The 12,692-nt window shown below is 72.3% G+C and carries 8 protein-coding genes; 3 read left to right on the plus strand and 5 right to left on the minus strand.

Going from position 1 to position 12,692, the window contains the following annotated elements; genetic code table 11:
* Nucleotides 1-100 precede the first annotated feature (100 nt).
* Nucleotides 101-3,019, minus strand: a complete 2,919-nt coding sequence (locus ACFZA0_RS23595) for a glycoside hydrolase family 48 protein (RefSeq protein ID WP_391020342.1) — start codon at nt 3,017-3,019, stop codon at nt 101-103.
* Nucleotides 3,020-3,296: 277 nt separating this feature from the next.
* Between ACFZA0_RS23595 and ACFZA0_RS23600 the strand changes: the two genes are divergently transcribed.
* Entirely contained in the window at nt 3,297-4,796 is a 1,500-nt protein-coding gene (locus ACFZA0_RS23600; protein ID WP_391020344.1) for a cellulose binding domain-containing protein, read from the plus strand.
* A gap of 123 nt (nt 4,797-4,919) precedes the next feature.
* Complete coding sequence (locus ACFZA0_RS23605) at nt 4,920-5,837, plus strand: methyltransferase (RefSeq protein WP_391020346.1); 918 nt, start codon at nt 4,920-4,922, stop codon at nt 5,835-5,837.
* 98 nt (nt 5,838-5,935) lie between these two features.
* On the opposite strand, the gene ACFZA0_RS23610 is transcribed toward ACFZA0_RS23605, so the two are convergent.
* From ACFZA0_RS23610 to ACFZA0_RS23620, 3 genes are all read right to left on the minus strand, one after another.
* Entirely contained in the window at nt 5,936-6,772 is an 837-nt protein-coding gene (locus ACFZA0_RS23610; RefSeq protein ID WP_391020348.1) for an aldo/keto reductase, read from the minus strand.
* Between the two features lie 172 nt (nt 6,773-6,944).
* Nucleotides 6,945-8,771, minus strand: a complete 1,827-nt coding sequence (locus ACFZA0_RS23615; RefSeq protein WP_391020350.1) for an AMP-binding protein — start codon at nt 8,769-8,771, stop codon at nt 6,945-6,947.
* Between the two features lie 234 nt (nt 8,772-9,005).
* Nucleotides 9,006-10,505: an MFS transporter gene (locus tag ACFZA0_RS23620; RefSeq protein ID WP_391020352.1), complete on the minus strand. Its 1,500-nt coding sequence runs from the start codon at nt 10,503-10,505 to the stop codon at nt 9,006-9,008.
* Nucleotides 10,506-10,667: 162 nt separating this feature from the next.
* On the opposite strand from ACFZA0_RS23620, the gene ACFZA0_RS23625 reads away from it, so the two are divergent.
* Nucleotides 10,668-11,645, plus strand: coding sequence for an AsnC family transcriptional regulator (locus tag ACFZA0_RS23625; RefSeq protein ID WP_391020828.1), 978 nt, complete (start codon nt 10,668-10,670; stop codon nt 11,643-11,645).
* A gap of 52 nt (nt 11,646-11,697) precedes the next feature.
* On the opposite strand, the gene ACFZA0_RS23630 is transcribed toward ACFZA0_RS23625, so the two are convergent.
* Nucleotides 11,698-12,573, minus strand: a complete 876-nt coding sequence (locus ACFZA0_RS23630; RefSeq protein WP_391020354.1) for a LysR substrate-binding domain-containing protein — start codon at nt 12,571-12,573, stop codon at nt 11,698-11,700.
* Nucleotides 12,574-12,692: the final 119 nt, after the last annotated feature.

A 12,692-nucleotide genomic window follows, 5' to 3' on the forward strand; every position in this document is an offset into this window, starting at 1 on the left:
CGTTCGGAGGAGGGCGGGGGGAAGGAAGAAGAAGGGTGGGCCGGGCGGGTCCCGTGCGGACGGGACCCGCCCGGCCCGGTGTACGCGGAGGGCGACGGGGCTATTCGAGGAGCTCCGCGTACGAGCCCATGGCGAGTGCGATGTCCGCCTGGGCCCAGAACCGGTGGTACGTGAACACGGGCGCGGCGCCGCCCTTGAGGTAGCTCTCGATCTTCGACCACGCCGGGTCGTCCTGGTAGAAGGAGCGCAACGAGGCGAACGTGGACGAGGAGTTGACCGCGTCGCCGTTCGGCATCGTGCCGTTGAAGGTGCTCGGCACGTACACCGGGTCGTCGAACCTGCTGTAGTCGGCGCGGGTCTCCGGGACGGCGATGCCGAGGTCGTCCTGGTAGTTGTCCCACATGCCGTCGAGCAGTGCCTTCGCGGTCGAGGCGGCCTTCGTGTCACCGGACCTGGCGGCGTAGTACGTCAGGGTCTTGGCGTACGCGGCGGCCACACCGACGTCGTTGGTGTAGTCGGCCACGGTGACGTGCAGGCCGCTGTTGGCACCCGGGCTCGACGCGTTCCAGGTGTCCGGCGCGCCCGACCACTGGAGCGTGGACGGGATCAGATAGGTGCCGTCCGGGTTGACGGTGGTCTTGGACAGCGCCCAGCCCACCCACTTGTCGAGGACGGCCTTCGCGTCGGCGTTCCCCGTCTGCTGGTAGTACTCGGCGACCCGTTCCATGGACCAGGCCTGGAAGCCGAACCACTGGTTCGACGCCGGGTCGTGGTAGACCGGCTGCGGGTCGTACGCCATCCCGTAGAAGGTGGGCGTGCCGGACGGCGGGCTCGCGTACCGGCCGAGCCAGCTGTTCGTGGCACCGCCCGCGATGCCGCCCTCGTCCGACTGGAGCCACTTGTAGAACTCCAGCTGCCGGCCGAGCGAGGTCGCCCAGTCGGACTGCCCCGTCGCCGACTTGGGCTTCAGGTCGGCGTTGGTGCTCAGCGCGTACGCGGCCAGCGGGTTCTGGTAGCCGCCGTGCACGTGGCTGGAGCCGATGCGCCAGGCCCAGCCCGCCGAGGTGTCGTTGGCGCCGCCCCAGGCGTAGTACCAGGACAGCAGGTAGTCCGAGGAGTTCTTGCCGCTGCCCGCGGCGCAGGTCGTCGGACCGACACAGTTGCCGATCTTCTTGAAGTACTTGTCGTACATCGCGTACCGGAGGTAGTCGCCCATCTTGGCGGCCTTGCCGACCGTCGCGGTCACGTCGGAGCCCTTGCCCTGCTGCTTGGCCCACACGTCCGCCCAGTAGGCGGCCTGCACGGCCCGCGCGTCGGCGTCCGGCGCGTCGGTGTACTTCCACTGCTTCGCGTACGAGGAGTCCCCGGTGAACAGGTCCAGGTAGCCGTTCTTGCCGCCGTACGTGAAGTTGTCGCAGGTGGGCTGCGGCACGGTCTCCCAGACCGACTCCTCGGCGCCGCGCTGGAAGGTGTTGATGTACGAGGGGCCCTCGGCGGTGGGACCCGCCTCGCACGAGCCGCCCGGCGTGTCACCGTAGCCGTAGACGTTGTCGACGTCCTGGAGCCAGTGCATGCCGTACACGTCGTCCGTGCCGTAGGCGCTCTTCAGCTCGGCCGCGATCGGGTCCTGGCCGACGGAGACACCCGTGTCGAGCTTGGCCGGGTACTCCTGCGGGGTGTCCAGCTCGGGCGCGTACGTCGCCGGTTTCGACGCGTTGTAGAAGGAGTTGGTCGGCTGGTCGGCGTGCGTGGGGATCATGTACTTCTCCATGAGCGTCCACGCGCCGTTGAACTTCGACCAGTCGCCGGTCACCTTGCCGTACATCGCCTGGAGCCACAGCAGGTAGCTGTACGCCTCCGACGTCGTCTCGTGGCCCTGGTCGGGCGCCTCGACGATCAGCGTCTCCACCGAGTGGTACGGGATGCCCTCGGGGGAGAAGTAGCCGTTCGCCGGGTTGGTGATCCGCCCGTACAGGTCCAGGAAGCGCGCGTCGTACGCGTTCGCCGCGGCCAGCTCGGTCACGGTGACCGCGGCCTTGGCGTACCCGGTCGCCGTCGCGGTGAAGGTGGCCGCGCCGGTGCCGTTGGCGTCGGCCGTGACGGTCACCGGCTGCGCGGTGCTCCAGTTCGACGGGGTGAACGTCAGCGAGGAACCGGCGCTGACGGACAGCCCCGTGTTGCCGGCGGTGCGCGCGACCGCGACCGTGACGTTTGCCGTCGGCTTCGTCGACAGCTTGACGTCGAACGAGCCCGACTTGCCCTGCTGAACGCCCAGTTGGGCCGGCGAGACGACCACGGCGGGACCCGCCGCGACGGTGATGCCGACCGGTGCCGAGTCGGCCGAGGCGCCGAGGCTGTCGTACGCCTTGGCCACCAGGGAATGACTGCCCACGGTCAAGCCAGAGGCCGAGAGCGAGTAGGGCGCGCTCGTGTCGGTGCCCAGCAGGGCCTCGTCGTCGTAGAACTCGACCTTGCTGATGCTCGCCCCGTCGGCCGCGGCCGAGGTCGCCGCCAGCGGGACGGCGTCCCCCTGCGTGTACACCGCGCCCGCGGCCGGGCTGGTCAGCACCGTCACCGGCGGCTGGTGCGCGCCGGCGCAGGTGGTGCCGTTGACCGCGAAGGAGGTGGGGGCGGTGTTGGTGCCGCTGTAGGTGAACTGCGCGCCGGTGGTGACGGCGGCGTTCGCGGCGACCGTGCCGTTGTACGAGGCGTTCTTGACCGTGATGTTCTTGCCGGACTGGGTCCAGGTCCCGTTCCAGCCGTTGGTCACCTGCTGGTTGCCGGTGTACGCGTAGGTGAGCGTCCAGCCGTCGATCGCGGTGGTGCCCCGGTTGGTGAGGGTGAGGTCGGCGGTGAAGCCGGAACCCCAGTCGTTCGCCTTGTAGTCCACGCTGCACTGCAGTGCGGCCGCCTGGGCGGGCGACGTCCCGGTCGCCAGCGTCGTCAGCGGAAGGGCGAGGGCCGCCACGACGGCGGTCCACAGACGGCGCCCGGCGTGGTGTCTCCATCTGGAATGCATGTGCTGGTTCTCCTTGCGGCTCGAGAGGTGGGGGTGGAGCAGCTACAGGCCGTGAACCAGTGGGAGCGCTCCCATAGTGGGGACGGGTAAGGGGCCGGTCAAGAGACGTGAAGAATCGAACCGATTCGACGAGGGCGCGGGCGGTGCCCGCGGGGGAAAATCGGTGACTCCCCTGGCCTTCACCGTCACTTGGCGCTACCTTCGTCGGCACCAGTGGGAGCGGTTCCATCAGTCGACGCGTCCGTCACGACGCGTCAGACCCGCCAGGAGTCGCTCTGTGAGACACCCCCCGCGTTCAGTAGTTCTCCTCGTCAGCGCCGCGGCCGCCCTGCTGGGCTCCGCCGTGGCACCCGTCGTCACCGCGTCCGGCGCCACCCCCGCGTGCACGGTGGAGTACACCGTGTCCAACCAGTGGGACACCGGCTTCCAGGGCGACGTCAAGGTCACCAACAATGCAGCAGCGGCGTCGAGTTGGAGCCTGACCTTCGACTTCGCCAACGGTCAGAAGGTGACCCAGGGCTGGAACGCCAAGTGGTCGCAGTCGGGCACCGCCGTCACCGCCGCGAACGAGAGCTGGAACGGCGCGCTCGCCTCCGGGGCGTCGCTGTCCCTGGGCTTCCTCGGCTCGTGGTCGGGGACCAACGCCGTGCCCGTCTCGTTCAAGCTGAACGGTGCCACCTGCAACGCCGACGCCGAACCCACGACGACGGCCTCTCCCACCGGCGAACCCACCGACCCGCCCGGCGGCGGGGGCGGTGACGGCACCGCGCCCGAACTAAGCGTGTCCGGCAACAAGTTGGTGGACTCCACCGGTGCCACCCGCCGGCTGCTCGGCGTCAACCGCTCCGGCGGCGAGTTCATGTGCGTCCAGGGATACGGCTTCTTCGACGGTCCCGTCGACGACGCCTCCGTGGCCGCCATCGCCGACTGGGACGCCAACACCGTCCGCATCCCGCTCAACGAGGAGTGCTGGCTGGGCCTTTCCAACATCAAGCCGGAGTACGCGGGCGACAACTACATCGCCGCCGTCAAGGACCTCGTGGCCAAGGTCGAGGCGCACGGCATGACCCCGGTCGTCGAACTGCACTGGTCCTACGGCCAGTACACCGGCAACTCCGCCGGCTGCTCCGACGTGCACGCCACCTGCCAGAAACCGATGCCCGACGCCCAGTACTCCCCGGCGTTCTGGTCCTCGGTGGCCGGTGCGTTCAAGGACGACCGGGCCGTCGCCTTCGACCTGTTCAACGAGCCGTACCCGGACCGCGCCACCTCCACCACCACCCAGGCGTGGCAGTGCTGGCGCGACGGCGGCACCTGCCCCGGCATCGGCTACGAAGTGGCCGGCATGCAGGACCTGGTGGACTCGGTGCGCGCCACCGGGGCGCGGAACCTGATCCTGGCCGGCGGCATCGCCTACTCCAACGACCTCAGCCAGTGGCTGACGTACAAACCCACCGATCCGACCGGCAACCTCGTCGCCGCGTATCACCTGTACAACTTCAACACCTGTGCCACGGAGGCCTGTTGGAACTCCACGATCGCCCCCGTGGCGGCACAGGTGCCGCTGGTGGCGGGGGAGATCGGCGAGAACACCTGCTCGCACGCGTTCGTCGACCAGGCCATGAAGTGGTTCGACGACCGGGGCATCTCCTACCTGGGCTGGACCTGGAACACGTGGGACTGCTCCTCCGGCCCGTCCCTCATCAGCGACTACGACGGCACACCCACGTCGTACGGCATCGGGCTGCGTGACCATCTGCGCGCCCTGAACGGATAGCGCCCGTCGCCGGGACGGGTCTCCGCGGCCACTCCTGTTGCCGTTCCGGCAACAGGAGTGGCCGTTCCGGCACCTCTCGTGGACGCTGAAGGGACACGGACGACGGCGAGAGGGTTTCGCACCATGGCGCAGCACCACGACCACCGGCACGGCCACGGTCACCAGCACGGTCGCGACGAGCACCACGGCCACGACCACGACGACTTCGACTGGAACCGCCTCGCCCCGCACCTGGAGGCCCAGGCCGAGCTGTTCGCGCCGCTGTACCGGGAGGTCATGGACTGGCTCGCGCGCGACGGGGCCGAGCCCGGTCTGATCGTCGACGCGGGCAGCGGCCCCGGCGTGATCTCCGGGCTGTTCGCCGAGGCGTTCCCCGGCGCGCGGGTCGTCGCGGTGGACGGTGCCGAGCCGCTCCTGGAGCGGGCCGCCGCCCGTGCCGCGCGCCTCGGCGTCGGCGACCGCCTCTCCACTCTCACCGGTGAACTGCCCGGCGTACTGGGGGAGTTGGAGTATCCGGCGGACCTGCTGTGGGCCAGCAACAGCCTCCACCACCTCGGCGACCAGCGGGCCGCGCTCGCCGCGTTCGCCGACAGCCTCGCCCCCGGCGGCACCGTGGCGATCCTGGAGAGCGGCCTGCCCGCGCGGTTCCTGCCGCGCGACCTCGGCTTCGGCCGACCGGGGCTCCAGGCCCGTATCGACGGCGTCGAGTCGGTGTGGTTCTCGCGGATGCGCGAGGAACTGCCCGGTGCGGTTGCCGAGGCGGAGGACTGGCCTGCCCTGCTGGCCGCCGCCGGGCTGCGGCACACCGGTACCCGCAGCTTCCTGCGGGACGTGCCCGCGCCGCTCGACGCGGACGCCCGCGCCTACGTCGCCGGTGTGCTCGGCCGGGTGCGGGACGCGATCGGGGACGGGCTGGACGCGGACGACCTCGCCACCCTCGACCGGCTCCTCGACCCGGACGACGAGGCGGGCGTGCACCGGCGCCCCGACGTGTTCGTGCTGGCGGCGTACACCGTGCACCGGGCGGTGAAACCGCGGTAGACGCGGGGGAGCCGGGCTCCCCCGTGACACGCGAAGGGCGGCCCGGTACGGCAGTCGCGACTGCCGTACCGGGCCGCCCTTCCGTGCCCCCGCGGGGGTCAGACGATCTGGAACTCGGCCGGGTCGGGACCCGTGCGGCGGTCCTCGTTGAGGGCGCTGATCGCCGCGAGGTCCTCCTCGTCCAGGCTGAAGTCGAAGACCTCGATGTTCTCCCTGATCCGCGACGGGGTCACGGACTTGGGGATCACGACGTTGCCGAGCTGGACGTGCCAGCGCAGCACCACCTGGGCGGGGGTGCGGCCGTGCTTCCGGGCGATGGCGACCAGCGCCGGAACCTCCAGGAGGCCCTTGCCGGAGCCGAGCGGCGACCATGCCTCGGTCGCGATGCCCTGCTCGGCGTGGTACTCGCGGGCCGCGTGCTGCTGGAGGTGGGGGTGCAGCTCGATCTGGTTGACCGCGGGAATGACGGACGTCTCCGCGATCAGCCGCTCCAGGTGCTCCGGGAGGAAGTTGGACACGCCGATGGCGCGGACCCGGCCGTCGGCGTGGAGCTTCTCGAACGCCTTGTAGCTGTCGACGGCGTTGCCCTTGCCGGGCATGGGCCAGTGGATGAGGTAGAGGTCCACGTAGTCCAGGCCCAGCTTCGACAGCGAGGTGTCGAACGCGCGGAGCGTGGCGTCGTGGCCGTGGTCCGCGTTCCAGAGCTTGGTGGTGACGAAGAGTTCCTCGCGGGGGACGCCCGAGGCCGCGACGGCCTTGCCGGTGCCCTGCTCATTGCCGTAGATCGCCGCCGTGTCGATGCTGCGGTACCCGGCCTCCAACGCGGTGGCCACGGCCCGCTCCGCCTCGTCGTCCGGCACCTGCCACACGCCGAAACCCAGCTGGGGCATCTCGACGCCGTTGTTGAGGATGATCGGGGGGACCTTGCTGCTCACGAGCTCTTGATCCTTCGGTTGTCGTCAGGTGGTACGCCCATCGTCAACGATCACGAGCCGTCGCGCATTCCTGACCCGCGATGTCGTCGGACGGGGGCCCTGTTCGCACGACCGTCGGCATCGGCGGCCGCGGTCGTGCGAGGCTCGTCCCCCATGCCCGCGCCCCCGGGGTTCAGGCCCGGTACAGCGCCTCGACCTCGTTCGCGTACGCCTTCTCGATCGCCCGGCGCTTCAGCTTCAGCGACGGTGTCAGCAGCCCGTGCTCCTCGGTGAACGGCTGCGCGAGGATCCGGAACGTGCGGATCGACTCGGCCTGCGACACCTGGGTGTTGGCGGCGACCACCGCGCGCCGCACCTCGGTCTCCAGCTCGGGGTCGTGCACCAGCCGGGTCGCGTCCATCGGCGGCCTGCCGTGCATCTGGAGCCAGTGCTCCACGGCCTCCTCGTCCAGCGTGACCAGGGCCGCGACGAACGGCCGGTCGTTGCCGACGACGATGCACTGCGCGACCAGCGGATGGTCGCGGACCCGCTCCTCCAGGACCGCCGGGGACACGCTCTTGCCGCCGGAGGTCACGAGGATCTCCTTCTTGCGGCCGGTGATGGTCAGATAGCCGTCCTCGTCGAGCGCGCCCAGGTCGCCGGTGGCCAGCCAGCCGTCGTGCAGCGATTCACCGGTCGCCTTCTCGTTGTTGAGGTAGCCCTGGAAGACGTTGCCGCCGCTCAGCCAGATCTCCCCGTCGTCCGCGATGTGCACGCCGACCCCCGGAACGGGCTGCCCGACCGTGCCGTACCGGGTGCGCTCCGGCGGGTTCGCGGTCGCGGCGGCCGTGCACTCGGTGAGGCCGTACCCCTCGTACACGCGCACGCCGGCGCCCGCGAAGAACAGGCCCAGCCGGCGGTCCATCGCCGAGCCGCCCGACATCGCGTGCCGGACCCGGCCGCCGAGCGCCGCCCGCATCTTCGCGTAGACCAGCCTGTCGAAGAGCTGGTGCTGCATCCGCAGCGCCGCGGACGGCCCCGGTCCGGTGCCCCAGGCCCGTGCCTCCACGGCGTCCGCGTACTGCACGGCCACCTCGACCGCCTTCTCGAAGGGGCCCGACCTCCCCTCCCTCTCCGCCTTGCGGCGCGCGGCGTTGAAGACCTTCTCGAAGATGTACGGCACGGCCAGGAAGAAGGTGGGCCGGAACGCCGCCAGGTCGGGCAGCAGCGCCGCCGCGTTGAGCTGCGGCTGGTGCCCGAACCGGACCCGGCCGCGCACCGCCGCGACCTCGACCATCCGTCCGAAGACGTGCGCGAGCGGCAGGAACAGCAGGGTCGCCGCCTCGTCGCCGCGCCGGGAGTGGAAGACCGGCTCCCAGCGCTCGATGACCGTGTCGGCCTCGAACATGAAGTTGCCGTGCGACAGCACGCAGCCCTTGGGGCGCCCGGTGGTGCCCGACGTGTAGATGACCGTCGCCACCGTGTCCGGGGTGACCGCCCTGCGGTGCCGGTGCACCGTCTCGTCCGCGACGCCGGCCCCGGCCTCGTACAGCTCCTGGAGCGCGTTCTTGTCGAGCTGCCACAGCCGGCGCAGCCGGGGGAGCCGGTCGATGACGGTGGCGATGGTCATCGCGTGGTCCTCGTGCTCCACGATCGCCGCCGTCACCTCGCCGTCGTACAGCGTCCAGAAGCACTGCTCGGCCGACGCCGTCGGGTACACCGGCACCACCTGCGCGCCGATGGTCCACAGGGCGAAGTCGAAGACGGTCCACTCGTACCGGGTGCGGGACATGATCGCGACCCGGTCGCCGAACCGGATGCCCTGGGACAGCAGCCCCTTGGCGAGCGCGAGGACCTCGTCGCGGAACTCCGCCGCCGTCACGTCCTGCCACCGTCCCGCCGCGTCCTTGCGGCCGAGGGCGACGCGCCGCGGATCCTCGCGGGCGTACTCGAAGACGACGTCGGCCAGACCGCCCACGGACGGTGCCGACGCCGTCGGAGGACTGTTGAACTCGCGCAATCCGGCTCCCGCTCCCGTGTGTCGCCCCGCACAGCGCGTGAAAGCTATCCCACCCGAAACCCCGCCGGGAGGGTTCGCGGAGCGCTCACGGGCCGCCGGCGGGGCGTCCTGGCGGTGACATTGCGCGCACATGGGGAGGGGCCGGACACATTCCTGACGGTTCGGTAAGGTCCGGCGGCGCAATCTCCACCGAATCTGTACGGCGTGCCGACGGAGTGTGTCCGGCCCCCCGCCTCAGCGGCCCGGCGCGGCCGAACCCTCCGGCAGCGGCCGCGCCGGCACCGGCTCGGGCCCCGGGCCGTCCCGCCGCGCGGTGCGCACCAGGACCAGCACGAGGACCGCCGCCACCGTGCCCGCGAGGCCCGTCACCAGCAGGGCCCGGTCCAGGCCCGCCGTGAACGCGGCGTCGAGCGTGTGCCGGGGGAAGGTCCCGCGCAGCGCCGCGGCCCCGCCGCCCGCCAGGGTGTGCGCCGCGTCGTGCGGCAGCGTGTCCTGCATCCGGCCGGACAGCACCGTGCCCGACACGGCGACCGCCAGCGCGTACCCGAGCTGCCGGGCCGTGTTGACCGCGCCGCCCGCCATGCCGGCCCGCTCGGGCGTCACCGTCGCGAGCGCCGCCCCGGCGACGGCGGGCGCCACCAGGCCGGTGCCGAGGCCCACCAGGACGAGGCCCGGGACCAGCGCGGTCCAGCCGGAACCGGCGTCCAGGACGGTCTGGCAGAAGCAGCCGGCCGAGATCAGCAGCAGCCCGCCGCCGATGGTCAGCCGGGCCGGCGCGCCGTGCAGGAACCTGCCGCCGGCGATCGCGACGACCACCGACGCCCCCGTCATCGGCAGCAGCGCGAGACCGCCCCCCACCGGGCTCGCCCCCCGCAGCGTCTGCATCCAGATCGACACGTACGGCGTCACGCCGAACGCCACGCCGTTGAAGGCGAGCGCCCCGGCCAGCACTCCGACGAACGCCGGACGCCGCAGCAGCCGCAGGTCCAGGAGCGGGTGCCGGGCCCTCCGCTCCACCAGCACGAAGGCGAGCAGCGCGAGCGCGGCGACGGCGAAGGAGACCAGCGTCGCCGCGGCGGCCCAGCCGTCCTCCCCGGCCCGCACCACCGCGAAGGTCGTGCCGCCCGCGAACACCGCGAACGCGAGGGTGCCCGGACGGTCCACCCGCAGGCCGGGCGCCCCGTGCGACTCGGGGACCACGCGTGCCGTCAGCCAGATCGCCGCCACGCTCACCGGGAGGTTCACGAAGAAGATCCACCGCCAGCCCGGCCCCTCGGTGAGCAGTCCGCCCACCACCGGTCCCACGGCCGCGGCGCCACCGCTGACCGCGCCCCACACGCCGAGCGCCACCGAGCGCCGCCGGTCCCGGTAGACCGAACCCAGCAGCGGCAGGGTCGTGGCCAGCATCGCCGCCGCGCCCACCCCTTGCAGTGCCCGCGCCGCGACCAGCGGACCGGGCCCCGGCGCGAGCCCGCACAGCAGCGACGCCACCGCGAACACCGCCGTGCCGGCCACGTGCAGCCGGCGGCGTCCCAGGACGTCGGCCGCCGCGCCCGCGCCGAGCAGCAGCGCGGCCAGCGCGAGCGCGTACCCGTCGACCACCCACTGGAGGTCGCTCAGCGAGGTGTGCAGCGAGCGCGCCATGTCCGGCAGCGCCACCACCACGATCGTCACGTCCAGCAGCAGCATGAACGTCCCCAGACAGACCGCCGTCAGCGGTCCCCATCCGCGCATCTCCCCAACTCCCCTGTGAACAGGCCGTCTTCGGCTTCGAACGCGACGCCCGTACGACGTCCGCGCCCCGCCGCGTCCCGCGTACGATGAACCGGCGAACGCCGGTCGCGACGGTCCCGGACCGGTCGGCGGCGGAATCCGGCGCAGGAGGGCCCCGTGGAGATGGAATCCGGTGCGTTCGACGCGCTCGACCTGCGGCTGCTCGCCGCACTGGAGGTCGACGGACGTGCCTCCTTCAGCACGCTCGCCTCGGTGCTCGGCACCTCCGACCGGACGGTCGCCCGCCGGTTCCGCAGGCTGTGCGCCGAGGGCGGGCTGCGCGTCGTCGCCGTCCGGGACGCCGAACGCCTGGGCCAGGACCAGTGGATGCTGCGGCTGCGCTGCGTCCCCGACACGGCGAGCGCCATCGCGGACGCCCTCGCCAAACGCCCCGACACCGCCTGGATCGGCCTCGCGTCGGGCGGCACCGAGGTGATCTGCATGACCCGGCCCCGCCGCCCCGGCGACTACGACGACCTGCTGCTCGGCAAGCTCCCGCGCACCCCGAGCGTGGTGGAGATCCGCGCGCACCAACTGCTGCACCGCTTCTACGGAGGCCCCAGCGGCTGGCTCGGCAAGTCCGGCCCGCTCACCGCGGAGGAGACCGGGGCGCTGCGTCCGGCGCCGGTGGTCCCCGGCGGGACGGCGGTCGTCGACCCCGCCGACGAACCCCTGCTCGCCGTGCTGGAGGCCGACGGCCGGGCCACCTATCCGGAACTGGCCCGCGCCACCGGCCGCTCCGAGTCCTCCGTCAAGCGCCGCCTCGCCGCGCTGCTCGCGTCCGGGGCGGCCTACATCGACGTCGAGTACCACTCGGAGATCCTCGGGTACCCGCTCGCGTCGATGCTGTGGATCACCGCCGCACCGCGTGCCCTGCACGAGGTGGGGGAGGCGCTCGCCGCGCACGAGCAGATCGCCTTCGCCTCGGCGACGGCCGGGCCGTCGAACATCGTGGTGACGGCGGTCGCCCGCGGCACCGCCGACCTGTACGCCTACCTCAGCGGTCCGCTCGGCCGCCTCGCCGGTGTCGAGCACGTGGAGGCGACGCCGTTCCTGCGCCGGGTCAAGCAGCTCACCTACCGACTGCCGCCGCGCGGCTAGACCCCGGCCGCACCGGACCCCCGAACCCCGGGCCCGGAAGCCCGGACCCCGGTCACCGTCGGCGCAGCCGCTCCCCGCCCGCGAGCACCGCCGCCGCCAGCGCCCGCGCCGCGCCGGGCGCGGCCGTGGCGCCCGGCCGGCCCGGCGAACCGTGCACGAGGACGAAGTCGACGCGGCCCAGCTCCGGGAGCCCGAACCGCTCCGGCACCCGGACCAGGCCCGGCGGGATCAGCCCCCGCGAGTGCGCCATCACCCCGAGGCCCGCCCGCGCCGCCGCGATCAGCCCGTTGAGGCTGCCGCTCGTGCACACCACGCGCCAGGACCGGCCCTGCCGTTCCAGCGCCTCCATGGCCAGCGCGCGGGAGATGCCCGGCGGCGGGTAGACGATGAGCGGCACCGGACGGTCGGGGTCCAGCCGCAGCCGCTCCGCGCCGATCCACACCATGCGGTCCTGCCACACCGGGGCGCCGCGCGGGTCCTCGGGGCGCCGCTTGGCCAGCACCAGGTCGAGCTTCCCGGCCGCCAGCCGCTCGTGCAGGGTGCCGGACAGCTCGACGGTGAGCTCCAGGTCGACCTCGGGGTGCTCGTACCGGAAGCCCTCCAGGATCTCCGGCAGCCGGGTCAGCACGAAGTCCTCGGACGCCCCGAACCGCAGCCGGCCCCGCGGCCGGGTGCCCGAGAAGAACGCCGAGGCCTGCTCGTGCACCTCCAGGATGCGGCGGGCGAAACCGAGCATCGCCTCGCCGTCCTCCGTCAGTTCCACGGAGTGGGTGTCCCGGGAGAACAGCCGGCGCCCGGCCGCGTCCTCCAGCCGCCGCACGTGCTGGCTCACCGTCGACTGGCGCAGCCCGAGCCGCCGGGCGGCCTGCGTGAAGCTGAGGGTCTGCGCCACCGCGAGGAAGGTACGCAGGTGAGAGGGGTCGTACATCCGGACGACGATAGCGCGTCATCGCGCCGCGCGATGACAGTGAGAGTGGTACGACGGTTTCCCGATCACCCGCGCCGCGGGGACGATGAGAGGGCCCCAGCACCCCGACCACCAGCGAG

The sequence above is a fragment of the Streptomyces sp. NPDC008150 genome (assembly GCF_042956945.1).
GTDB lineage: Bacteria > Actinomycetota > Actinomycetes > Streptomycetales > Streptomycetaceae > Streptomyces.

What these genes read in the sequence shown, in the direction of transcription:
- ACFZA0_RS23625 (WP_391020828.1), top strand. Translation starts at nt 10,668, where the DNA reads ATGGAATCCGGTGCGTTCGACGCGCTCGACCTGCGGCTGCTCGCCGCA.
- ACFZA0_RS23595 (WP_391020342.1), bottom strand. Translation starts at nt 3,019, where the DNA reads ATGCATTCCAGATGGAGACACCACGCCGGGCGCCGTCTGTGGACCGCC.
- ACFZA0_RS23620 (WP_391020352.1), bottom strand. Translation starts at nt 10,505, where the DNA reads ATGCGCGGATGGGGACCGCTGACGGCGGTCTGTCTGGGGACGTTCATG.
- ACFZA0_RS23605 (WP_391020346.1), top strand. Translation starts at nt 4,920, where the DNA reads ATGGCGCAGCACCACGACCACCGGCACGGCCACGGTCACCAGCACGGT.
- ACFZA0_RS23630 (WP_391020354.1), bottom strand. Translation starts at nt 12,573, where the DNA reads ATGTACGACCCCTCTCACCTGCGTACCTTCCTCGCGGTGGCGCAGACC.